The organism is Burkholderia sp. AU31652, from assembly GCF_002223155.1.
Classification (GTDB): Bacteria; Pseudomonadota; Gammaproteobacteria; order Burkholderiales; family Burkholderiaceae; genus Burkholderia.
In genome coordinates, this window is record NZ_NKFG01000001.1 from 43,485 (window position 1) to 67,070 (window position 23,586).

22 protein-coding genes are annotated in these 23,586 nt (G+C 66.4%); 12 read left to right on the forward strand and 10 right to left on the reverse strand.

From position 1 onward, the window contains the following. Position 1: 1 nt before the first annotated feature. A complete protein-coding gene (locus tag CFB40_RS00240; RefSeq protein WP_089430393.1) occupies positions 2–571 on the reverse strand; it encodes a GspH/FimT family pseudopilin in 570 nt (189 codons plus the stop codon). Between the two features lie 38 nt (positions 572–609). Then, on the reverse strand, positions 610–1,062 hold the full coding sequence (gspG, locus tag CFB40_RS00245) for a type II secretion system major pseudopilin GspG (protein WP_011350483.1): 453 nt from the start codon (positions 1,060–1,062) through the stop codon (positions 610–612). 175 nt (positions 1,063–1,237) lie between these two features. Between gspG and CFB40_RS00250 the strand changes: the two genes are divergently transcribed. Then, positions 1,238–1,648 (forward strand): type II secretion system protein N, encoded by a 411-nt coding sequence (locus CFB40_RS00250; RefSeq protein ID WP_039351532.1) that lies wholly within the window; start codon positions 1,238–1,240, stop codon positions 1,646–1,648. 35 nt (positions 1,649–1,683) lie between these two features. Here the strand turns inward: CFB40_RS00250 and gspF are convergent, their stop codons facing one another. From gspF to gspD, 3 genes are read right to left on the reverse strand one after another with little or no spacing between them, the layout of a single operon-like run. After that, a complete protein-coding gene (gene gspF / locus CFB40_RS00255) occupies positions 1,684–2,901 on the reverse strand; it encodes a type II secretion system inner membrane protein GspF (RefSeq protein ID WP_069246748.1) in 1,218 nt (405 codons plus the stop codon). Between the two features lie 4 nt (positions 2,902–2,905). Then, positions 2,906–4,405 carry a type II secretion system ATPase GspE gene (gspE, locus tag CFB40_RS00260; protein WP_039351516.1) on the reverse strand — a complete coding sequence of 500 codons (1,500 nt, stop codon included), beginning with the start codon at positions 4,403–4,405 and terminating at the stop codon, positions 2,906–2,908. Beyond that, complete coding sequence (gene gspD / locus CFB40_RS00265) at positions 4,402–6,744, reverse strand: type II secretion system secretin GspD (RefSeq protein ID WP_089430394.1); 2,343 nt, start codon at positions 6,742–6,744, stop codon at positions 4,402–4,404. The genes gspE and gspD overlap by 4 nt, the downstream gene beginning before the upstream one ends. Positions 6,745–7,110: 366 nt before the next feature. On the opposite strand from gspD, the gene CFB40_RS00270 reads away from it, so the two are divergent. Beyond that, a complete protein-coding gene (locus tag CFB40_RS00270; RefSeq protein WP_069246751.1) occupies positions 7,111–7,560 on the forward strand; it encodes a lytic transglycosylase domain-containing protein in 450 nt (149 codons plus the stop codon). 159 nt (positions 7,561–7,719) lie between these two features. Continuing rightward, on the forward strand, positions 7,720–9,033 hold the full coding sequence (locus tag CFB40_RS00275; RefSeq protein WP_089424129.1) for a GTP-binding protein: 1,314 nt from the start codon (positions 7,720–7,722) through the stop codon (positions 9,031–9,033). A 118-nt stretch (positions 9,034–9,151) separates the two neighbouring features. Here the strand turns inward: CFB40_RS00275 and CFB40_RS00280 are convergent, their stop codons facing one another. Then, positions 9,152–9,430 carry an HU family DNA-binding protein gene (locus CFB40_RS00280; protein WP_006401505.1) on the reverse strand — a complete coding sequence of 93 codons (279 nt, stop codon included), beginning with the start codon at positions 9,428–9,430 and terminating at the stop codon, positions 9,152–9,154. Positions 9,431–9,818: 388 nt separating this feature from the next. Between CFB40_RS00280 and mnmC the strand changes: the two genes are divergently transcribed. From mnmC to CFB40_RS00320, 7 genes are all read left to right on the forward strand, one after another. Next, positions 9,819–11,765, forward strand: a complete 1,947-nt coding sequence (mnmC, locus tag CFB40_RS00285) for a bifunctional tRNA (5-methylaminomethyl-2-thiouridine)(34)-methyltransferase MnmD/FAD-dependent 5-carboxymethylaminomethyl-2-thiouridine(34) oxidoreductase MnmC (RefSeq protein WP_089430395.1) — start codon at positions 9,819–9,821, stop codon at positions 11,763–11,765. Positions 11,766–12,436: 671 nt separating this feature from the next. After that, positions 12,437–13,651, forward strand: coding sequence for a cation:proton antiporter (locus CFB40_RS00295; RefSeq protein WP_089424132.1), 1,215 nt, complete (start codon positions 12,437–12,439; stop codon positions 13,649–13,651). 14 nt (positions 13,652–13,665) lie between these two features. After that, a complete protein-coding gene (locus CFB40_RS00300; protein ID WP_006490006.1) occupies positions 13,666–14,781 on the forward strand; it encodes a YbdK family carboxylate-amine ligase in 1,116 nt (371 codons plus the stop codon). Positions 14,782–15,289: 508 nt separating this feature from the next. Further along, the gene (locus tag CFB40_RS00305) at positions 15,290–15,928 is read left to right on the forward strand and encodes a MarR family winged helix-turn-helix transcriptional regulator (RefSeq protein WP_027788730.1); all 639 of its coding nucleotides are present in this window, start codon (positions 15,290–15,292) and stop codon (positions 15,926–15,928) included. A 28-nt stretch (positions 15,929–15,956) separates the two neighbouring features. Then, entirely contained in the window at positions 15,957–16,667 is a 711-nt protein-coding gene (locus CFB40_RS00310) for a glutamine amidotransferase (RefSeq protein WP_089430483.1), read from the forward strand. Between the two features lie 215 nt (positions 16,668–16,882). Beyond that, a complete protein-coding gene (locus CFB40_RS00315; protein WP_089430397.1) occupies positions 16,883–17,995 on the forward strand; it encodes an NADH:flavin oxidoreductase/NADH oxidase in 1,113 nt (370 codons plus the stop codon). A gap of 180 nt (positions 17,996–18,175) precedes the next feature. After that, entirely contained in the window at positions 18,176–18,706 is a 531-nt protein-coding gene (locus CFB40_RS00320; protein ID WP_089424134.1) for an SET domain-containing protein, read from the forward strand. 136 nt (positions 18,707–18,842) lie between these two features. Here CFB40_RS00320 and CFB40_RS00325 read toward each other — a convergent pair whose 3' ends face one another. Both CFB40_RS00325 and CFB40_RS00330 read right to left on the reverse strand, forming a co-directional pair. After that, complete coding sequence (locus CFB40_RS00325; RefSeq protein WP_089424135.1) at positions 18,843–20,327, reverse strand: sensor histidine kinase; 1,485 nt, start codon at positions 20,325–20,327, stop codon at positions 18,843–18,845. Positions 20,328–20,445: 118 nt separating this feature from the next. After that, positions 20,446–21,138, reverse strand: coding sequence for a response regulator (locus CFB40_RS00330; RefSeq protein WP_006401494.1), 693 nt, complete (start codon positions 21,136–21,138; stop codon positions 20,446–20,448). Positions 21,139–21,260: 122 nt separating this feature from the next. On the opposite strand from CFB40_RS00330, the gene CFB40_RS00335 reads away from it, so the two are divergent. Further along, positions 21,261–21,491, forward strand: a complete 231-nt coding sequence (locus CFB40_RS00335) for a DUF3717 domain-containing protein (RefSeq protein ID WP_039351485.1) — start codon at positions 21,261–21,263, stop codon at positions 21,489–21,491. A 92-nt stretch (positions 21,492–21,583) separates the two neighbouring features. On the opposite strand, the gene CFB40_RS00340 is transcribed toward CFB40_RS00335, so the two are convergent. Both CFB40_RS00340 and phhA read right to left on the reverse strand, forming a co-directional pair. After that, the gene (locus CFB40_RS00340) at positions 21,584–21,892 is read right to left on the reverse strand and encodes a 4a-hydroxytetrahydrobiopterin dehydratase (protein ID WP_089424290.1); all 309 of its coding nucleotides are present in this window, start codon (positions 21,890–21,892) and stop codon (positions 21,584–21,586) included. 175 nt (positions 21,893–22,067) lie between these two features. Further along, positions 22,068–22,961 (reverse strand): phenylalanine 4-monooxygenase, encoded by an 894-nt coding sequence (gene phhA, locus CFB40_RS00345; RefSeq protein ID WP_089430484.1) that lies wholly within the window; start codon positions 22,959–22,961, stop codon positions 22,068–22,070. Between the two features lie 139 nt (positions 22,962–23,100). Between phhA and CFB40_RS00350 the strand changes: the two genes are divergently transcribed. After that, positions 23,101–23,586 carry an Lrp/AsnC family transcriptional regulator gene (locus CFB40_RS00350; RefSeq protein WP_006408082.1) on the forward strand — a complete coding sequence of 162 codons (486 nt, stop codon included), beginning with the start codon at positions 23,101–23,103 and terminating at the stop codon, positions 23,584–23,586.

The window sequence follows — 23,586 nt, forward strand, 5'->3', positions numbered from 1 at the left end:
GTCATTGCACCTCGTAGCGGCCGTTGCCGGTGCCGACGATCGTCGCGCTGCCGACCGCCGAATGCAGCGTCACGCGCACCGGCGTGTCGATGCTCTCGGTGCCGAACACGACGCGGTTCGCATGCGTGTCGGACCCCGGATAATCGATGTCGGCGCCCGTGACGCCACCGTCCCAGTCGCGCGGGCGCAGCAGGTCGTCGCGCAGCGTGCGCCAGCCGTCGGGCGAGCTCACGTCGAAACGGAAGCCGTGCGCGGTCGGCTGCCACGCGATCGGCCGGGCACGCACCTGCGCTTCGTCGCCGGCCGTCTCGAACAGCAGCGCGATGCGCTGCGCCTCCTCGCGCAGGTCGGTGCGCGGATTGCGCGTGAGCGACAGCGACGCGAGCGACACGAGCAGCCCCGCGATCACGAGCACGACCAGCATTTCGAGCAGCGTGAAGCCGCGCGCGCGGTGGCGCCGCGCCTCATGCAACGCCTGTCCGCCGTCGGCACGCACCGGTGCGGACGAAGCCGCGCCGCGACGCACACGGCGATCGCGGCCGCAGCGGAAGGTCGTGCGAGTGGCGAGCATGAAGAAGGGGACGAAGCGTCGGGCCGGTCAGTGAGCGCTTATTGCCACGAACCGATGTCGGTGTCGTTGCCTTCGCCGCCTTCCTTGCCGTCGGCGCCGTAGCTGAACACGTCGATCTCGCCGTGCACGCCCGGGTTCAGGTACTTGTAGCCGTTACCCCACGGATCGTTCGGCAGGCGCTCGAGATAGCCGCCGTCCTTCCAGTTGTTCGGGATCGGATCGGTGGACGGCTTCTGGATCAGCGCGTTCAGGCCCTGATCCTGGGTCGGGTAGCGGCCGTTGTCGAGACGGTACAGCTTGAGCGCCTGCATGATCGTGCCGATGTCCTGCTTCGCGGCGATGCGGCGTGCCTCGTCCGGGCGGCTCATGATCTTCGGCACGATGAGCGCCGCCAGGATCCCGAGGATCGCGACCACCACCATGATCTCGATCAGCGTGAAACCGCGCTGACGACGCACGGCCGCGTTGCGGCGAGTGATCCACGTTTGCATGACTGACTACCTCTTTCCAAAAAATGTCGTTGGTCGGGTGACGCACCCGGCGCACCGGACGATTGCCTGACGGCAACCTTCCGAACCCGCGGGCGCGGAGCACGCATTGTAAGGCGCGCATTGCCGAGGGCTTTCACCCAACGCAAATTTCATATACATCCGTACAATAGCGCGCATGAACGCGCTCTCGATCCGGATCCTCTCCCTAGCCCTCTTCGCGGGTTTGTGCGCGACGGCCACCTACTGGGTCGTCACGCTGTCCGCCCGCGAAGCGCCGCTGCCCGCCGCTGCCGCGCGGCTGCCGATCCGCACCGAGGACGCCGCGGCGCTCTTCGGCGGTCAGCTCGACAAGAATGCCGTGCAGGACATCCACCTGTTCGGCATCCTCGCGCTCGACCACGGCGGCGCCGCGATCATCGGTGTCGGTGGCGAACCGCCGCGTGCCGTGTCGCTCGGCGCGGACGTCACGTCCGGCGCGAAGCTCGCCGAAGTCCGCCCCCGCTCGATCATCGTCGAGCGCAACGGCGCCCGCACCGAAGTCCAGCTGCCCGCCAACACGCCGTCCCCGGCGATCTACGTGCGCTGAAGCCGAAGGCGACGGCCCGCCCCGCGGTCAGGCCGTCACTGCACCATGTTGTTCAGCTCGATGATCGGCAGCATCACGGCCAGCACGATCACGAGCACGATGCCGCCCATCGCGAGGATCAGCAGCGGCTCGAGCAGGCTCGTCAGGAACATCGTGCGACGCTCGAGCTCGCGCGCTTCGCCTTCGGCCGCGCGATCCAGCATCGTCGTCACGTCACCCGTCGCTTCACCGGAACGGATCAGGTGCACGAGCACCGGCGGAAACGTCTTCACGTTGTTCAGCGCGCGCGACAGCGCGGAGCCTTCGCGCACGCGCACGATCGCGTCGTCGATGTTCGCGCGCATCGCGCGGTTCGACAGCGTCTCGCCGGCCGCCTGCAACGCGCGCAGGATCGGCACGCCCGCCGCGGTGAGGATGCCGAGCGTGCTCGCGAAGCGCACCGTGTTGTAGCCGCGCACGAGCTTGCCCGCGAGCGGCGCGGTGAGCACCCAGCGGTCGAATGCGAGGCGCGGCCCGTCGCGCGACAGCGTCGCCTTCACGAACCACACGACGAGCACGACGGCGATCAGGATCGCCCACCACCAGTGGCGCACGAAATCCGACAGCGCCATCATCACGATCGTCAGCACGGGCAGCTGCTGCTTCGTGCTCGCGAACACGTTGACGACCTGCGGCACGACGTAGCTCAGCAGGAACGTGACGATGCCGAATGCGATCAGCGTGACGATCCCCGGATACGTGAACGCGAGCAGGATCTTCTGCTTCAGCGCGTTGCTCTGCTCGATGTAGTCGGCCAGGCGCGACAGCACGATGCCGAGCTTGCCGGTGTGCTCGCCGGCCGCGACGAGCGCGCGGTAGATTTCCGGAAAGTCGCGCGGATGCTGGCCCAGCGCATTCGCGAGCGAATGGCCGCCGAGCACCTCGGCGCGGATCGCGGCCATCAGTTCGCGGATGTAGTCGCGCTCGGCCTGCTCGGTCAGCACGCCGAGCGCCTCGTCGAGCGGCAGCCCGGCGATCAGGAGGCTCGCGAGCTGGCGCGTGAGGATCGCCTGTTCGCGCTGCGACAGCTTGCGGCCGAACGCGAGCCGCTGCGAGCGCGCCCCGCGCGTCGCGCTGGCGGCCGGCTCGACGACGAGCGGCGTGAGCCCCTGCGTACGCAGTTGCCCGCGCGCGGCACGTGCGCTGTCGGCATCGATGACGCCTTTTTGCGCGCGTCCCGCCGAATCGATTGCTTCGAAACGGAATGCCGGCATCGCGCTATGCGCCTCCCGTGACGCGCAGCACTTCCTCGAGCGACGTCGCGCCGGACGCGAGCCAGCGCTCGGCGTCGTCGCGCAGCGTGCGCATCCCTTCCGCCCGGCCGGCGGCGAGAATCTCCGCATCGGCCGCGTTGCGGTGGATCAGCGAGCGGATCGACTCGTCGACCAGCAGCAGTTCGTATACGCCGCGCCGGCCCGAATACCCCGAATGCCCGCACTTGTCGCAGCCGACCGGATGCCACACGGTGCGGCCTTCTTCCTGGCGTTCTTCCTTGCAGACGGGGCAGAGCTGCCGCACCAGCCGCTGCGCGAGCACGCCGAGCAGCGACGACGCGAGCAGGTAGGGCTCGACGCCCATGTCGGTCAGCCGCGTGACGGCCGAGGCCGCATCGTTCGTGTGCAGCGTCGCGAGCACGAGGTGGCCCGTCAGCGATGCCTGCACCGCGATCTGCGCGGTTTCGAGGTCGCGGATCTCGCCGATCATGATCACGTCCGGATCCTGACGCAGGATCGAGCGCAGCGCACGGGCAAAGGTCATCCCGATCCGCTCGTTCACCTGCGTCTGGCCGATGCCGCCGAGGTCGTATTCGATCGGGTCCTCGACGGTCATGATGTTCGTCGTCGCGGTTTCGAGCCGCGACATCGACGCATACAGCGTGGTCGTCTTGCCCGAACCCGTCGGGCCCGTGACGAGCACGATGCCGTGCGGGCGTGCGATCAGCTTGTCGAACTGCACGAGCGTGTCGCGGCCCATTCCGAGCGCCTCGAGGTTCAGGCGCTGCGCATCCTTTTCCAGCAGACGCAGCACCGCGCGCTCGCCGTGCCCGGTCGGCAGCGTCGACACCCGCACGTCGACCGGCCGGCCGCCGACGCGCAGCGTGATGCGGCCGTCCTGCGGCAGGCGCTTCTCGGCGATGTCGAGCTGCGCCATGATCTTGATCCGCGAGATCAGCGCGCCGTGCAGCGCCTTCTTCGGCCGCACGACGTCGCGCAGCGTGCCGTCGACGCGAAAGCGCACGACCGACGCGTTCTCGAACGGCTCGATGTGGATGTCCGACGCCTGTTCGCGTGCCGCTTGCGTGAGCAGCGCGTTGATCATCCGGATGATCGGCGCATCGTCTTCCGATTCGAGCAGATCCTCGACTTCGGGGATGTCCTGCATCAGCCGCGACAGGTCGACTTCGCCCTCGACTTCGCCGACCACCTGCGCGGCGCTGCCGTCCTGGCGTGCGTACGCATGGTTGATCGCCTGCGCGAGCTCGTCGGCCGGCACGCGATGCACGGAGATCGAGCCGAAGTTGCGCGCGATTTCCGCGAGCGCCGCATCGCTCGTGCGTTCGCTGATCCACACCTCGAGCGTGTCGTCGAGCTGGTGCGCGATCAGCACCTGGCCGCTCTTCGCGAAGCCGTACGGCAACAGTCGCGCGGCGAGCGGCGACGGCGGCTGCCGTTCGCCCGGCGCGCCGTCGTGGGTGGAAGAGGCGTGCACGTCGCTCACTGCGACGCTCCCGGCGTGGCCGTCAGCGGCTGTTGCGGCACGGCCTGCTGCGGCACGCTCTGCGGCTGCGCGGGCGTCGCTTCCGGCAACGGCTGGGCCGGCACCGGCGCCACCTGGCGCTGCAGCTGCTGGCGACGCATCTTGTCGAGATCGAACAGGTTGCCCGCGGCCGTGCCGCCCTGGCTCGGGCCGATCGGCATCGGCGGGACGACCGGATCGTCCTTGTCGCGGATCACGTTGTTGTCCGACTTGTACGCGCCCGTCACGCCCTGGATGTAGTCGTAGCGGTTGGACGTGACTTCCTGCGCGGTACTGCGATCGGAGATGATCACCGGGCGCAGGAACACCATCAGGTTGGTTTTCGCGCGCACCTTCGATTCGGAACGGAACAGCTGGCCGATCCACGGGATGTCGCCGAGCAGCGGCACCTTGCTGTTCGACACCTGATAGTTGTCCTGCATCAGGCCGCCGAGCACGATGATCTCGCCGTTATCGGCCAGGATCGTCGACTGGATCGAGCGCTTCGTGAAGGTCGGGCCGGTCTGCGCGCTCGTGGTGCCCGCGACGACCGCCGAATCCTCGGTGTAGAGCTGCAGCTTCAGGATCCCGCCGTCGGTAATCTGCGGCTTCACGTGCAGCGTCAGGCCGACGTCGCGGCGATCGTAGGTATTGAACGCGTTGTTCGTATTGCCGCTCGTCAGGTTCGAATACGAACCGGTCGCGATCGGCACGTTCTGGCCGACGACGATCTTCGCTTCCTCGTTGTCGAGCGTGATCAGGTTCGGTGTCGACAGCACGTTCGCGTCGCTTACGCCCGCGAAATACTGCAGCAGTGCACCGAGCCCCTGCACGCCGAACATGTTGTGCAGCCAGCCGATGTTGAGCCCCTGGCTCAGCGCCCCGAGATTGTTGGCCAGCCCGCCGCCGGTGATGCCGCCGGCGGCGTTGGTCACGCCGCCCGCCGTCAGGTTGATGATGCTGTTGCCCAGGCCCAGCCCGGGGTTCAGGTTCGTGCCGCCGAGAAACTGGCCGCTCGCCACCTGCCACTGGATGCCGAGGTTGCCCTGCGTCGTCGAGTTCAGCTCGACGATCAGCGCCTCGATATAGACCTGCGCGCGCCGCGCGTCGAGCTGGTCGATCACCGAGCGCAGGTTCCGGTAAACCGGATCCGATGCGGTGATGATCAGCGAGTTGGTTGCCGCATCGGCCTGGATCATCCCGCCGGGCTGGTTGTCGTCGCCCTTGTCCTTGTCGCCGCCAAGCAGGCCGCCGCCGCCGAGCCCGCCGCTGCTGGACGTGCCGCCGTACGAAGACGACGAAGACGAGCCGCCGAGGCCGCCCGACGGCAGCGGCGGGGTGCCCGACGTGCCGGTCGAGAAGTTGCCGCTCGACGACGAGCCGCCGTTCTGGTTGAAGCTGTTCGCATCGTTGGACGACGCCGACGAGCCGCTGTCGCTACCGCTGCCCTTGCCGAGCATCCCGCGCAGCGTCTTCGCGAGCTTCACCGCATCGGCGTTGCGCAGCGGCACGACGTGCATGTTGCCGGGCACCGCGCTCGGCGCATCGAGCTGCTGCACGAGGCGCTTCGCGGCCGCGAGGCGCGACGCGCTCGACGCGCGCAGCATCAGCGAGTTGGTGCGCGGGTCGGCCGTGACCGACACCTTCAGCGTCGCGTCGCTGTTGCCGATCGCGCCCGGGTCGAGCATTTTCTGCAGCTGCGCGGCGAGGTCGATCGCGTTCGCGTTACGCAGCGGAACGACCTGCACCTGCGCGCCCGCGGCGCTGTCCACGCCGGCGATGATCTGCGCGATGCGCCGCACGTTGTCCGCGTAGTCGGTCACGACGATCGTGTTGTTCGCCGGATAGGCGGTAACCGTGTTGTTCGGCGAGATCAGCGGCCGCAGCACGGGCAGCAGGTTGTTCGCCGATTCGTTGTGCAGCTCGAACACCTGCGTGATCACCTGGTCGCCGCGCGCCTGCGGCGCATTGCCGACGTAGGTCGGCACGCCTTGCAGCTTCGCGTCGGCCTCGGGCACGACCTTCAGCACGCCGTGGTCCTGCACGAGTGCGAAGCCCTGCATGCGCAACGCCGACTGCAGCGTCTTCAGCGCCTGGTCTTCCGGCACCGGCCGTTCGGCCACGAGGTTGAGCTGCCCCTTCACACGAGGGTCGACGATGATGGTCTTGCCGGTTGCGGCGCCGATCGCCTTGGCGACCTGGTCGATATCCGCATTCACGAAATTGAGCGTGACCTGAGCGTAGGCGGCCTGCGAGACGATGATGCCGGCGACGATCAGGGTCGTGGCGACACGCCGCATAACGAAGCGATTTCTTGTCATGGATGAATGGGTCGATGCCGGCTCAGGCCACTTCCGGCGGTAGTGCTGGGATCCAAGTCCGAAAGAGGCGACATTAGCAGTTTTTCATGTCCGAAATATCACATTGATCCGAGGACTGTCTCACATACGACATGTATCCGGCGAACCGTATGCAATCTGTAAGATTCGGCATTATTCTCGGCATGCGGCCATCGCTCCCGTTTCACGATGACCCGACACGGAAATGCGGTATAACCGGGCGGCCGTATTCCTGACTGTCGCAAGCTGACGGACTGTCGGTATGATACGGGCGGCACGATTCTCGTCGCACGAATAACAGGCACGGGTTTTCCCGACCCTCACGCATTTTCTTGTCGATTTCGCACCATGAACAGACGGTTCGTTTCGATCGTGTTGATCGCCGCCGGCGGGTATTTCGCCAGCGCGAACGCTCGCGCGGACTGTTTCGACGAGGCCGCTAAATATCAGCAGGTCAATCCGCTGATCCTGCGCGCGATCGCGTGGCAGGAATCGCGCAACCGGCCCGGCGCGCTGAACAAGAACACGAACGGCTCGGTCGACTACGGCCTGATGCAGATCAATTCGATCCACCTGCCCACGCTGTCGCGCTATGGAATCGGCCGCGACACGCTGATGGAGCCGTGCAAGAACGTCTATATCGCTGCGTGGCATCTCAAGCAGAAGATGAACCGTTACGGCAACACGTGGCAGGCGGTCGGCGCCTATCATTCGGAAACCCCGTCGCTGCGCGACAAGTATGCACGGCAGATCGCCGGCATCCTGACGCAGTGGAAGCTGCTGCCGCCCGTGCAGTGACGCCGCGCCGCAGCGCGGCCTGATGCCGTACCGGCCGGCCGGCGCGCGTTTGATGCACAATGCGGATCTCACGCCGCAATTTCGCCCGTCCGCGGGACGATCGCGCCCCGGAAGGGCGTCGCGGCCGCTTTTTCAATTTTTCCGTTGGTGCATATCGCTATGAATCCGGCAATGAACCAGCCGTTGCCCGTCACCGTGCTGTCCGGCTTCCTCGGCGCCGGCAAGACCACGCTGCTCAATCACGTCCTCGCGAACCGCGCGGGCCTGAAAGTCGCCGTGATCGTCAACGATCTCGCGGCGGTCAACATCGATGCGTCGCTCGTGCGCGACGCGCAGGCACTGTCGCACGTCGAGGAACGCCTCGTCGAGATGTCGAACGGCTGCATCTGCTGCACGCTGCGCGACGACCTGCTCGTCGAGATCCGCACGCTCGCATCGGAAGGCCGCTTCGACGCGATCATGATCGAATCGACCGGCATCGCGGAGCCGATGCCGATCGCCGAAACCTTCACGTTCGTCGACGATGACGGCACGTCGCTGTCGACCATCGCGCGGCTCGACACGCTCGTCACCGTGGTCGACGCGTACAACTTCCTGCGCGACTACGGCTCGGACGATGCGCTCGCGACGCGCGGCATCGCCGCATCGGAAGAGGACGACCGCACGCTCGTCGAGCTGCTGATCGAGCAGATCGAATTCTGCGACGTGCTGGTGATCAACAAGGCCGACCTCGTCGCCGCGGACGACCTTGCCCGCCTGCAGCACATCCTCGCGCGACTCAATCCGCGCGCGCACCAGGTCGTGTCGACGTTCGGCAACGTGCCGCTCGACGAAGTGCTGAACACGGGCCGCTTCGATTTCGACGAGGCCGCGAACGCGCCGGGCTGGCTCGCGTCGCTCGATCACGATCACACGCATTGCGACGACCCCGACTGCCATGACGAACATCATGCGCACGTGCACGGCGAAGCCGACGAATTCGGGATCGGCAATTTTGTCTATCGCGCGCGCCGGCCGTTTCATCCGGCGCGACTCTGGGCGCTGCTGCATCAGGAGTGGCCGGGGGTGCTGCGCAGCAAGGGCTTCTTCTGGCTCGCGACGCGCAACGACATCGCGGGTTCGCTGTCGCAGGCGGGCGGCGTATGCCGACATGGCCCGGCGGGACTTTGGTGGGCGGCGCAGGATCGCGCCGAATGGCCGGACGACGACGAGCTGCTCGGTGAAATCCGCGCTGAATGGCACGGCGACATCGACGATCGCACAGTGGGCGATCGGCGGCAGGAACTCGTGCTGATCGGTATCGCGCTCGACGCGGATGCATGGCGCGAGAAGCTCGATGCGTGCCTGCTGACCGATGCGGAATTCGCGCTCGGCGCGGCCGGATGGCACGCGTTCGACGATCCGTTCCCGGCGTGGGATGTCGATTCGCACGACGACGACGATCACGGCGACACGCAGATCGTGCACGCGTAACGCGTTGTAAAAACAACCGTTAAATCTTGCAAGAGGGGCGCGGACTGTGGCGAAAATGCTGCGCGCGCCCAACAAAAAACCCGCCGAAAGGCGGGTTTTTCTTGGAACAGGCGCTGGTTTAACGCTTGTTGACGGCGTCCTTGAACGCCTTGCCAGCCGTGAACTTGACCGTCTTGGCTGCCGGGATCTTGATGGTTTCGCCGGTCTTCGGGTTGCGGCCCGTACGTGCTGCGCGCTTGCCCGAACCGAAGCTGCCGAAGCCGATCAGCTGAACCGCATCACCCTTCGACACGGCCTTCTTGATGACTTCGAGCAGCGTGTCCAGCGTTTCGCCGGTTTGAGCCTTGCTGGCGCCCGTTTGGGCGGCGACGGCGTCGATCAGTTCCTGTTTGTTCATTAAGGTTCCTTTATCAGGTTAGGTTGACACGAACAGCGCGAACGCGCCGATTATACGTGCGCGAACCGTGCCGTCGAGAGTCAGACTCCGACGACACAGCGCCGAATCCTGGCCCGCGCGACGCGCCCTCCGGTGAGCCGGTGGCCACCCCGCGGTACGGCGTTGCTATGATAGCGCAGCGCAAACCCAATAACGACAAGGGTTTCAAAGATTTTCATCGGTATTTCGCCGAATGAATCACCGACTGCCCGTTTTTTGACCAGCGCCAACCGGACAGGATACGCAGCGCGGTCCGCCCGTGCGCCGCGCCGTTGGCTTTTTCCAACGACCGGTCGGACGGCCCCGCGCAATCCCTTGCCAGGCTTGGCTGCCACGTTTTTTGTTTCGCATGACCGACCGACTTGTTCCCGCCACGCTCGCGCGCCGCGACGACGGCACGCTCGTCTCGCCCGAGTTCGGCGATCTCCATCGCGGCGCATCAGGCGCGCTCGCGCATCGCGTGTTCGTCGCGGGCAATGGGCTGCCGGCACGCTGGCAGGGCCGCCGCACGTTCACGATCGTGGCGACCGGATTCGGCGCGGGCGGCAGCTTTCTCGCGGCCTGGGCCGCCTGGCGCGACGATCCCGCGCGCTGCGAGCGGCTGCATTTCGTCGCAGTCGAACCGCATCCGTTCTCACGCGACGACCTGCGCCTCGCCGCTTCGTATATCGTTGCGGACACAACCATATCGGCGGATGTCGATGCCCTTGCCGACGCGTGGCCGATGCGCGTGCCGGGCCTTCATCGGCTCGAATTCGACGAAGGACGCGTGGTGCTCACGCTCGCGTTCGGCGATGCGATCGACATGCTGGGGAAGATCGTCGCGCGCGCCGACGCGTTCTGTCTCGACCGCTTCGCGGCATCGAACGACGCGGATCTCCAATCGGCCAACGTGATCCGCGCGCTGTCGAAAATCGCCGGGGAACACGCCACCTTTGCAGCGCATGCGAGTTCTGACGCGTTGAAACACGCCCTCGACAAATCGGGTTTCACGTATCGCGAGGTCGACGATCTGCTCGTCGGCGAATATGCGCCGCGCTGGCGCGCGCGCCGGCACGAGCCGCCGCTCGCACTGCCCGTTGCGACGCGCCGTGCGATCGTGATCGGCGCGGGGCTGGCGGGCTGCGCGGTCGTCGAACGCCTGGCCGCGCGCGGCTGGGAAGTCACGCTGATCGAGCGGCACGAGCGGATCGCGAGCGACGCGTCGGGCAATCCGGCCGGTGTATTCCATCCGCTGATGACACGCGACGACAACGTCGCGAGCCGGCTCACGCGCGGCGGCTTCCTGCACGCGCTCGCACGCTGGCAGGCACTCGAACGCGCAGGCCACGCATTCGCGCGCAGCACGCACGGGATGATCCATCTCGCCGAATCGGCCGGCGACTTCGAACGGATGCGCGAAGCATTCGATGCGTTCGGTGCGCCGTCCGACTATGTCTCGCTGCTCGACGTCGAGGCCGCGCGTGCGCATCTGAACCTGCCGGTCGCGCAGGGCGGCCTGCTGTTTCCGCACGGCGGCGCCGTCTGGCCGGCCGGCCTGTGCGCGGCCCAATATGCGGCGGCCGGCGAGCGCGTGCGCTTGCTCGCGTCCACCCGCGTTGCCAAGCTCGAACGGCGGGGCGACGCATGGCATGCACTCGACGATGCGGGCAACACGCTGGCAGAAGCGCCCGTCGTCGTGCTCGCGAATGCCGGCGACGCCGCGCGGCTCGCCGGGCTGCACCATGTCGCGTTGCAGCCGGTGCGCGGCCAGCTCACGTTGCTGCCGGCCGGCAGCACGGCACCGCTGCCGTGCCCGACGATCGGCGACGGTTACGCGGTGCCGCTCGACGACGGCACGCTGCTGATCGGCGCGACGTTCGAACCCGACGACGTCGATCCCGCGATGCGCGCGGCCGGCCACCTCGAAAACATCGAGCGCGTACGGCATCTGCTACCGGGCCTGATCGGCGACCTGCCGGACCCCGACACACTGCGCGGCCGCGTTGCGTTCCGCTGGGTCGTCGGCGACCGCCTGCCGCTGCTCGGCCCGCTCGCGGACGAAGCAGGCGCCATCGCCAATGCCCGCGCGCTGAGCGGTGCGCAGGCACGCGACCTGCCGCGCATGCCCGGGCTCTACGGCGCATTCGGCTTCGGCTCGCGCGGCCTCGTATGGGCGGCGCTCGGCGCCGAATTGATCGCGTCGCAACTCGAAGGCGAGCCTTGGCCGCTCGAGCGCGAACTTGCCGATGCCGTCGACCCTGCACGCTTCCTGATCCGCGCGTTGCGCGCGCGCCGCGTCGGCCAGCCCGGCTGACCGTTCACCCAAGCTGCTCACAGTTTCCCGATTTTTTCGCGCAAGGTTATCCACTCGACGCTGTGGATAACCGCGCGAAATCCACGCGCACTTCGTGTGTAATCACAGTGGACGTAAACTGGGCAACTCGGCACAGCTGTGAGGCGGCCCGAAAGTTGCTCAACTCAAACCTCTGTGCGCGAACAGCCTGTGCAACGGGTTATGGGTTCTGCAACGCCTTGATCTGTCGACGTAAACCGAAGTTATCCACAGAACTGTGCGCCCTTTGTTAACTTCTACTACGTATATATACAAGTAAACCTTTGAAACCAAAGACCTGCGGTACCGCACAGCGCCGCGAGTCGATTCAATGGGTTCCAGACCGAAAAAGCTGTGGCACAATCGGTTTCCTTCGCGTTCATCCGGCCAGGCGCCGGACATGCTTCAATGGAACGGTCGGCACGATTTCGAATCTGAATCATCGAGACCGCGCAGTCCGTTCACACACCAGGCCGACAATCCAGATCGGCAACCTGAACGACTTTCCGCCCTGTGGTGGAAAAGGCGGATCCCATGTCCCGCCGTCGTCGACACAACAATCACATTCGGGGCGATACCCAGCCGGCGCGCATCCATTTCTGACGCTTGACCCCGTGTCGCTGGCGGTCGCTTCCAAAGGAGAAGTCACCACGATGAAGTCGGCGTTCTCATTCCTGCCCAACTGGCCGCTTACGCCGGATGCCGTGTTCTGGGCCGGGCTCGCGTTGTTCGCGGCCGGCCTGTGTGGCGAGCTTTGCTATCGCGCATGGCGTCTGCCTCGCATCACCGGCTATGCGGTGATCGGTCTCATCGCCGGGTCGTTCGGCTTCGGCGTGATCGATGCAAGCACCGACGAAACTTCGCGGTTGCTGATCGACGTCGCGCTCGGCCTCTTGCTGTTCGAGCTCGGCAGCCGTCTCGACCTGCGCTGGATCCGGCGCAATCCGTGGCTCGTCGCGTCGAGCCTCGCCGAAGCCACGCTGACGTTCGTGCTGGTGCTGTTCGTGATGCTTGCGCTCGGTGTGTCGGGGATGGTCGCGTTGGTGCTGTCGGCGATCGCGATCGCGACGTCGCCGTCGATGGTGATCCAGCTGAAGACCGAACTGCGCGCGGAAGGGCAGGTGTCGCAACGCCTCATCACGCTCACCGCGCTCAACAGCGTCTATGCGATCGTGCTGACCAAGCTCGTGACGAGCTGGCTCCACCAGGAAGCGTACGGCAACGTGTTCGCGACGATCCTGCAGCCGCTCTACCTGCTCGCGGGTTCGTTCATCGTCGCGTATGTCGTCGCGCGTTCGTGCAACTACCTGTTCCGCCACATGACCGCGACGATGCGCGACGAGCATTCGTTCGTCGCGTTGTTCGGGCTCGTGATGCTCGCGATCGCCGTCGCCCAGGCGCTGAAGCTGTCGACGCTGCTCACGCTGCTGCTCGCCGGCATCATCGTGAAGAACCTCGAGGCGCGCCCGCAACTGTGGCCCGAGCACTTCGGCACGGCCGGCTGGCTGCTGACGGTGACGCTGTTCGTGCTCACGCTCACGTCGTTCACGTGGGGCGACATCGCGCTCGGCGGGCTGCTCGCGATCGTGCTGATCGTCACGCGGCTCGTTGCGAAGCTGGCCGGCGTCGTCGCGTTCGCGAAGCCGAGCGGCATCGGCATGAAGCAGGGCGTCGCGCTCGGCATCGCGCTCACGCCGATGTCCGCGCTGTCGTACCTGCTCGTCGATGACACCTACCAGCTCTATCCGAATTTCGACCCGCACCTGCGCGCGATCGTGATGTGCACGATCGTGATCCTGCAGCTCGTCAGCCCGTTCATCGTGTACCGCTGCCTGTCGGCGGTCGGTGAACGCAGCGACGGCAACTGATTCCGGAACCTGCCATGGCACTCGAAACCTTCGTCAATTCCGAGCCGTTTACGTTCGGCGTCGAACTGGAGATCCAGGTCGTCAACACGCACAACTACGACCTGACCAAAGCGGCCTCCGACCTGATGCGCCTGATCCAGGGCGAGACCTTCCCGGGCAACATCACGCCGGAAATCACCGAGAGCATGATCGAGCTGTCGACCGGCATCTGCCATTCGCACGAGCAGGCGGTGAGCGAGCTGCATGCGATCCGCGACGTGCTGGTGAAGGCGGCCGACCAGCTCAACGTCGGGCTGGCCGGCGGCGGCACGCATGCGTTCCAGCAATGGAGCGACCGGCAGATCTACGATGCGCCGCGCTTCCAGTACATCTCCGAGCTGTACGGCTATCTCGCCAAGCAGTTCACCGTGTTCGGCCAGCACGTGCACATCGGCTGCCCCGATCCCGACAGCGCGTTGTTCCTGCTGCACTCGATGTCGCGCTTCATTCCGCACTTCATCGCGCTGTCCGCGTCGTCGCCGTTCGTGCAGAACGTCGACACCGGCTTCCATTCGGCACGCCTGAATTCGGTGTTCGCGTTCCCGCTGTCGGGACGCGCGCCGTTCGTGCTGACCTGGGACAGCTTCGAGGAGTACTTCACGAAGATGGTGAACACCGGCGTCGTCAACTCGATGAAGGACTTCTACTGGGACATCCGGCCGAAGCCCGGCTACGGGACGATCGAGGTGCGCGTGATGGACACGCCGCTGTCGGTCGACCGCGCGGCGGCGATCGCCTGCTACATCCAGACGCTCGCGCGCTACCTGCTGACCGACCGGCCGCTGAAGCTGTCCGAGGACGACTACCTCGTGTACACGTTCAACCGTTTCGAGGCGTGCCGCTTCGGGCTCGAGGGCACCTGCGTGAATCCTCAGACGGGTGAGCGCCGCACGATCGCCGAAGACATCCTCGACACGCTCGACCGGATCGCGCCGCATGCGGCCGCGCTCGGTTCGCGCGCGGCGCTCGACGAGATCGGCGCGCTCGCGAAGGCGCGCGTGAACGACGCATCGTGGTTGAGAACCGTTTTCAAACAGGAAAAATCGCTCAATGAGACGGTCCGCCAGCAGTGCTTACGTTGGCGCGAGTGAAAAAATGTTTTGCAGATTACGGGGTCGACCGAGTCGCGATTCACTGAATGACCGGCGGCCCCGATTGCCGCCGAAATCGTTGCCGGTTGTCCCGAAAATCTGTGGATAACCGGATATTCCGCTGCAAAGTCAACGATCTGTGCACGGGATAACCCGGTGGATCATTGCGGTGGGCCCGATGGCCGATCCGAACAGGAAAATGCCGTTGCGCACCGTTTGGCGGTCGTTCGACATTGCTGGCACAACGAAAAATCTTGGTTATCCAGTGATTTTCCACAGAATGAAGGGGATAACTTAGCTGTGCGATTTTCCGCTCTCGCTTAGAATGTCGGCTTTGCGGACACCGGAACGTCGAGTGTCTTACCGGTCGCCGCGAACGCGACCGCCGCGTGTGCCCTCGCGACGGCCGTGCTGACATACTCGCAAGAGCATGTCTGTTTTGAGATAGACATTCGATCTCCACACTACGGCCGCTCGGCAAACCGGGCGGCGGCAAAGCGAAAAGACTATGAGCGAAGGCGTTTACGGGAATCAGGCTTCGGGACGTGTGACCCACAGCCTGCTGCGGTTGAGTACGGCCATGCGAAGCCAGGCATGGGATTGGGCGGAAGGCGCAGGCCTCACGCCGACGCAGGGCGAGATTCTCGTGCTGCTGCTGCAGCGCAAGGGCCCGATGCGGCTCGGCGAGATCGCGCGCGAGACGCAGCTGACCGCGGCGACCACGAGCGATGCGGTGAGCACGCTCGAAACGAAGGGTCTCGTCGAGAAGCGCCGTGCGCTGGACGACGGCCGCGCGCTGGCCGTGCGCCTGTCGGCCCGTGGCCGGACGGCCGCGAAGAAGGCGCTGCAATGGCCTGAATTCCTGACGAAAGCGGTCGGCAAGCTCGGCGCGGACGAGCAGGGCGCACTGTATCGCGCGCTGCTGAAGACGCTGCGCGAACTGCAGGTGGCCGGTGCGACGCCGCCGCAGCGCATGTGCCTGACGTGCGCTCACTTCCAGCCGGGCAAGCTGTCGAAGAAGACCGTGCATCACTGCGCGGCGCTCGACATCTCGATGTCCGACAGCGATCTGCGTCTCGACTGCTCGGTGCAGGAAGAGGCCGACGCGGCGACGCAGAAGAAGACCTGGAAGATTTTCGCAGGCTGACGTCCGTCGATCGACCGGGAGGCCGATGATGAACGCTGAAGTCGTGGCGATCCGCCACGTGCATTTCGAGGATCTCGGGAGCTTCGAGCAGGTGCTCGGCGAACGGGGCCGGCGGGTGCGCTACGTCGACGTCGGGTCGTCGCGGGTCGAGGTGCTCGACGTGCTCGAGCCGTCGCTGCTCGTCGTGCTCGGCGGGCCGCTCAGCGTGTACGACGATGCGCAGTATCCGACGATCGCGCCGCTCGCGGCGCTCGTGCGCAAGCGCATCGACGCCGGGTTGCCGATCCTCGGGATCTGTCTCGGTTCGCAGTTCATCGCCCGGGCGCTCGGGGCGCGTGTCTATCCGGCTGCCCAGCACGAACTCGGCTGGACGCCGCTGACGCTCACCGATGCCGGCCGCGCATCGCCGCTGCGCCATCTCGATGGTGCGGCGACGTCGATGCTGCACTGGCATGGCGACACGTTCGACCTGCCGGGCGGGGCGATTCATCTCGCCTCGACCGCGGCCTGCCGTCACCAGGCATTCGCATGGGGCCAGCACGTGCTGGCGCTGCAATGCCATCCGGAAATCCGCACCGACCGTTTCGAACCGTGGCTGATCGCGAACGCCGGCGAAATCGCGGCGACGCCCGGCATCGACGCGTGCCAGTTGCGCGCCGATACCGCGCAGCACGGCCCGGCGCTCGAGGCGGCCGCGCGACGCATGTTCGCGGAGTGGCTCGACAGCGTCGGACTCTGACGCCGCCAGCGGCGCCGCCGCTGGCCGTGAACAGGATGCCCGGCCCGCATGCGTTGCAGGCCGGCGCATCGCCGTATGCGCCGCCTTATCTCCATTGCCGGCCACCTGCCGCGTGCCGTACCTGACCATCCGCTTACTGCCGGACGCGCCATCTGCACGCTGGCCGCCTGCGTGCTACGCTCGTTCGCTCTTTCCCTTCCTGGCGAGCGGCTTCCATGACTGCGCTGTTTTCCCCGTTCACGCTGCGTGGCGTGACCCTTCCGAACCGGATCGTGATCTCCCCGATGTGCCAGTATTCAGCCGAACGCGGCGAGGCGACCGACTGGCACATGATTCACCTCGGCCATCTCGCGCTGTCGGGCGCGGGGCTGCTCTGCATCGAGGCGACCGCGGTGGAACCCGACGGGCGCATCACGCATGGCGACCTCGGCCTCTGGGACGACGCGGCCGAAGCCGCGCTGAAGCCGGTGCTGGCCGCGATCCGCAAGCATTCGCCGATCCGCATCGCGATGCAGTTGTCGCATGCGGGGCGCAAGGCGTCGAGCAACGTGCCGTGGCAGGGCGGTCAGCTCGTGTCCGTCGCCGACGGCGGCTGGTTGCCGCATGCGCCGTCGGCCGTGCCGCACAAGGATGGCGAGACGCCGCCGCTCGCACTGGATGCCGCGGGCCTGAACCGGATCCGCGAAGCGTTCGCGGCGTCGGCGAAGCGGGCTGCACGGCTCGGCATCGACGCGATCGAGGTGCACGCGGCCCACGGCTACCTGCTGCACCAGTTCCTGTCGCCACTCGCGAACCAGCGCACCGACGAATACGGCGGCTCGCTCGAAAACCGCATGCGCTTTCCGCTCGAGATCTTCGAGATCGTGCGCGCGGCGTTTCCAGAGGATCGGCCGGTCGGTGTGCGCGTGTCCGCGACCGACTGGGTCGAAGGCGGCTGGGAACTCGACGATACGATCGCGTTCGCGCACGAACTGAAGCGTCGCGGCTGCGACTGGATCGACGTGTCGTCCGGCGGCGTGTCGCCGCTGCAGAAGATTCCGCTGTCGCCCGGCTACCAGGTGCCGTTCGCGCAGGCGGTGAAGCGCGCGGTCGGCATGCCGACGATCGCCGTCGGCCTGATCAACGAGCCCGCGCATGCGAACCGGCTCATCGAGGCAGGCGATGCCGATTTCGTCGCGATGGCGCGTGCGATGCTGTACGACCCGCGCTGGCCGTGGCATGCGGCGGCCGAGCTCGGCGCGCAGGTGACGGCGCCGCCGCAATACTGGCGCTCGCAGCCGCGCGAGCACAAGGCGTTGTTCGGCGACATCGCATTCGGCCAGCGTTGAGCACCGCGCGCGCAATATTGCGTGTGATGTTGAACGAAGCAATCGTGAACGTGTAGGATGCGGGTGATTCGCCGCATGCCCCGACGCGGCACCCACCGGTGCCGCGTTTTCGTTTTGCGCGACGCCAGGCCGTGACCACGGCCGTCTTCCATTCAAGTCGTCTTCACAAGGATTCGTTCGATGAGTTCACGCAGGATCGCGGTGCGCCGCTCGGGAGTACACGGCAAGGGCGTGTTCGCCGTGGCGCCGATCAAGGCCGGCGAGCGCGTAGTGGAATACAAGGGCGAACGAATTTCGTGGAAGGAGGCGCTGCGCCGCCACCCGCACGACCCGAGCGAACCGAACCATACGTTCTACTTCGCACTGGACGAGGGCGGGGTGATCGACGGCAAGATCGACGGCAACAGCGCGCGCTGGATCAATCACTCGTGCGCGCCGAACTGCGAAGCCGAGGAAGTCAAAGGCCGCGTGTACATCCACGCGCTGCGCGACATCGGGCCGGAAGAGGAACTGTTCTACGACTACGGCCTCGTGATCGACGCGAAGCTGACGAAGACGCTCAAGCGCGAGTACGCGTGCCATTGCGGCGCGGCGTCGTGCCGCGGCACGCTGCTCGCGACGTCCGACGAGGGCGGCAAGAAGAAAAAGAAGAAGGACAAGAAGGACGGCAAGTCCGAGTCCCGGTCGAAGGACAAGAAAAGCAAGAAGTGACGCAGGCGGCGGCGCATCGTGCGCTGCCGTTGTTGTTTCAGCGGATGGCTGCGCGCGTCGCGCAGCCGTGTTTTCCGCCTTCCTCATCCGGCGTGCGGCCCGCTCGGCGGCCGCCCGCCGCGAGTCCCTCAGATCCTTAGTGCGTCGACGCGGCGGCCGGTGTTTCGCTGGCCGGCTTCTCGGTGTGCGCAACCAGCGGCACCCTCACCACGAAGCGCGAGCCGCCTTCCGATGCATCCTCGTACGAGACGGTGCCGCCGTGCATCGCGATGATGTCGTGCACGATCGCGAGGCCGAGCCCGGCGCCCGTCTCGACGCCGTTGCCGCTTTGCGCGTCGCCGCGGAAGAAGCGCTTGAACAGGTCGGCCTGCTGATTGGCGGGCACGCCGGGGCCGTTGTCCTCGACGACGATCTCGGCGGCCGGCTGGCCGTCCTCGAGTGCGCCGCGCGCAACGTTCACCGTGATCCGTGCGCCGTCCGGCCGCGCGAGCGGCACGTACTTCAGCGCATTGTCGAGCAGGTTTGCGATCACCTCGCGCAACAGCACGGGGTTGCCGCGCACGACCAGCTTCTCGTCGTCACCCGGATCGTCGGTGCGCTGGAAGCCGAGGTCGACGTGCGACGCAAGCGCGCGCGGCACCCACTCGGCACCCGTCTCGAACGCCATCGCCGCGAGGTCGACGTCGACGAATCGCGCGGCCTGTTCGCCTGGCTCCGCCCGGGCGAGTGACAGCAACTGGTTGGACAGCCGCACCGCGCGGTCGGCAGCCGCGCGCAGTTCGCGCACCGCGGCGAAGGTCTGGTGCGGGTCGCGCGCGACGGCTGCCTGCTCCGCGTGCAGCTTCACGGCCGTGAGCGGCGTGCGCAACTGGTGCGCGGCATCGGCGATGAACTTGCGCTGCGCGTCGAGCGCGGTCTTCAGGCGGCCGAGCAGCGCGTTCATCGCACTCGTCAGCGGCCGGATTTCCAGCGGCACCTCGGTTTCGTCGACCGGTTCCAGCGACGTGTGGGTCTGCCGGTTCAGCGAATCGGCCAGGTGCGTGAGCGGGCCGAGCTGCTGGTTGACGACGCGCCACACGATGCCCCAGCCCGCGAGCAGCAGCAGCAGCAGCGGCATCATGATCGCGACGAGGAATTCGGCCGCGATCCGGTAGCGGTGCCGCACCGGCTGCGCGACCTCGACGACCATCGGCTTGCCGCCTTCGACGTCGTCGACGCGCACCTGCGCCACCCGCACCGCGCGGTTGTCGTATTCGGCCTCGAACACGTACGCGTGATGCATGCGGCGCACGTTGATCCCCTGCAGCGGCAGCTTCGGATCGCCAGCGAGTTCCTGTTCGCCGTCGCTGATCCGGTAGATCAGTGCTTCGGCGGGATCGGAGAACATCGCCTGCGCGAGCGGCGGCACCGTGAACGGCGCGTCGGGGCCGGCGATCTGGATCTGTTTGGAGATGGCGGTCGCGAGATCGGCGAGCGAGCGGTCGATCACGTGCTGCGTGTATTGCCACGCGAGCCAGTAGGCGATCAGGCCGCTCATCAGCGCGAGCATCGACAGCGGGGCGGCGAGGCGCCGAAGCAGCGAGCGGCGCAGGCTGGTGGTCACAGCCGGATCAGGAGACATTTGGACGGGCAAATGGATAAGCGCCGCTCACGAGGAGCGGCGCGGTCGTGCGCCGGGCGGCGACGCGGAGCAGCGCGCACACGCGGGCGGCACGCGGCCACCCGGCGTGCGGTGCCGCTCAGACGCTCGCCGTCTGGCGGATTTCCTGCAGCAGGTAGCCGAAGCCGCGCACCGTGACGATTTCGACACGGCACTGCTCGAGTTTCTTGCGCACGCGGTGGACGTAGACTTCGATCGCGGTGTCGCCGAGATCGCCGCCGAAGTGCGTGAGGTGATCCTGCAGCTGGGCCTTGCTGACGACGCGGCCGTGACGCAGCAGCAGCATCTCGAGCACCGCGAATTCACGCGGCGACAGTTCGAGCGGCTTGTCGTCGTTGAAGATGCGGCGGTCGACGCCCGACAGGCGGACGCCACCGAGCGACACTTCCGGACGCGGCATGTCGCTGTGCGGGCCGCTGCGGCGCATCACCGCGCGGATGCGCGCTTCGAGCTCGGCCGGCTCGAACGGCTTGAGCATGTAGTCGTCGGCGCCGGAGTTCAGGCCCTGGATCCGGTCGTTCAGCTCGTCGCGTGCGGTCAGCACGATGACGGGCGTGTGGCGGTTGGTCTGGCGGAAGCGCGTGAGCAGCGTCATCCCGTCGATGCCCGGCAGGCCGAGGTCGAGGATCACGAGTTCGTGGCGGTTCTGTGCCAGCGCCTGTTCGGCAAAGATGCCGTCATGCACCATGTCGACGGTGAAGCCAGCCTGCTCGAGGCTGCTCTGGATACCGCGTGCGATGGGGCGGTCGTCTTCGATCAGAAGGAGTCGCATGAAGTTCGCTCAAGTACAATGGGTTGGCGGTTCAGGCACGCGGACAGCACGACGCCGTTTCCACAGGGGCGCCGCAACACCTGACATCAAGCATGGCGGCCAGCGAACGATTAAATCCAAACATGTCCGATATTTCGATCAACGACCTAGAAGCCGCGATCAATTTCTGGCGCGCCCGCTCGCCGTCGAGCGGCGACGAACTCAAACTCTGCGAAGAGGCCAGCGCGCTCTCCAAGCCGTATGCGCTGCTGATTGTACAGCGCGAAAGCGCGCTACAACTGGAAGGATTGGACCCCAAGGCACGGAATGCGTACGAGACTTACGTGCGCCTTAAGGATGGCTTGGAAAGCTGAAGGCTTTCGCTGACTACATCCTAGAAAACGTTCATCGAAATGAAAAGTTGACGCGCCGCGCATCGAAAGACGCGCGGCGGTAGAGGAAGGCCTCAGGCGGCCGGTTGCGCGTGCGCGCCGGCACGGTCGATGAACAGCGCCAGTTCGATGTCGCGATCGGTCAGGCCGTCGGCATCGTGGGTCGACAGCGTGATGTCGACGCGGTTGTACACGTTGAACCATTCCGGATGGTGGTTCATTTCCTGCGCCTTGATCGCGACGCGCGTCATGAAGCCGAATGCTTCGTTGAAATCGGCGAAGCGCAGGCTGCGCTGGATCGCATCGCGGCCCGGTACGGCCGTCCAGAGCGGCAGGCCTTCGAGCCGGGTCTTGCGTTCTTCTGATGTGAGCTTGTGGATCATCTTGCACCTCTCGGTCGGTAACGGCGCCCGCGCGCGGCTGCGCCGCGCGGCGAAGCCGGCATCGGTCATTGTTTCATAGTTGTGGGACGGGCATCCGGGGACGGGCGACCGGCGACGGGTATCCGGGGAAGGCGATCGGGAGGCCGGCAGAGGCTGGTTCCGGCCCCCTCGAGCGTCACGCGTCCGCGTCGTCGGGCCAGCCGTCGCCCGTGCCGCGATGCAGCACGCGATCGGTCTCGAGCACCGCGCCGGCCGCGAACTCGGGCAGTGCCGCCAGCCGGTCAGCCAGCGCACGGCCGTCGACGTCGGCGAGCGCGAACAGCTGCGCGAAATCGTCGATCACGAAATAGGTCTTCTGGAACGTGTCGATCCGGTACTTCGTGCGCATCACGCGCTCGAGGTCGAAGCCGAGCCGGTTCGGCGCCGCGCTTTCGAGGCTGTACAGGCTTTCGCCCTTGCTCGACACGATCCCGGCGCCATAGATCGACAGCCCGTTCGTGCCCCGCGCATCGCGGATCAGCCCGAATTCCACCGTATACCAGTAGAGTCGCGCGAGGCGCGCCAGCGCCGCTTCATCGTCGGCGACCGCGAGCGCGGTGCGGCCGTACGCCTGCATGTAGTCGGCGAACACCGGGTCGATCAGCAGCGGCACGTGGCCGAACAGGTCGTGGAAGCAGTCGGGTTCCTGCAGGTAGTCGAGCTGGTCGGGACGGCGCATCCACCAGGTGACGGGGAAGCGCCGGTTCGCGAGATGCTCGAAGAACACGCGGTCGGGCACGAGGCCCGGCACCGCGACGATCTGCCAGCCCGTTGCCGGCTTCAACTGGCGGTTCACGTCAGCGAACGACGGCACGCGATCGGCCGGCAGGTCGATCTTCCCGAGCCCCGCGACGAATGCGTCGCAGGCGCGCCCGCGCAGCAGCGCCGACTGGCGTGCATAGAGCTGCTTCCACACCGCGTGGTCGACCTGGCCGTAACGCGCGAGCGGCTGGTCGATGGTGAAATCGGCGCGGGTTTCGAGGCCCGCATCGAACTGCTCCTGCAGTTTCGCGGTGACGACGGTGGACATGATCTGGCTCTGCACGTGGCGGTTGGGAACCATGCAAGTGTAGAGCGGGCTGCGCGCGGAATGGGCGCATAGTTGGCGTTGATTCGCTCGATGATGCGATAATCGCGCATCAAATCACGAATCAATGCGGAGAATGCTCATGCTGGAACTCGATCACTTCGATCTCGCGCTGCTGGACGTGCTGCAGCGCTTCGGCCGCGCGACGCATCAGCAGCTCGGCGAGGAGGTGCCGCTGTCGCCGTCGCAGATCGGCCGGCGGCTGCAGCGGCTCGAGGCGGCCGGCGTGATCGAAGGCTACCGCGTGATGTTGCGCCCCGAAAAACTCGGGCTCGGCGTCACCGCGTTCACGAGCCTCAAGCTCAAGCACCACGGCGACTCGATCATCGAGCAGTTCCAGCAGCAGATCGACGTGCTGCCCGAAGTGCTCGAATGCCATGCGGTGGTGGGCGATGCCGACTACCTGCTGCGGATCGTCGCGCCCGACCTGAACGCGCTGTCGCAGTTCGTGATGAAGAAGCTGATGCGCGTGCCGGGTGTCGACAGCGTGCGCTCGAACATCGTGCTGACGACCTTCAAGCGCAACGGCGCGCTACCGCTCGCGCACCTGGCGCCCGGCGCCGCCTGA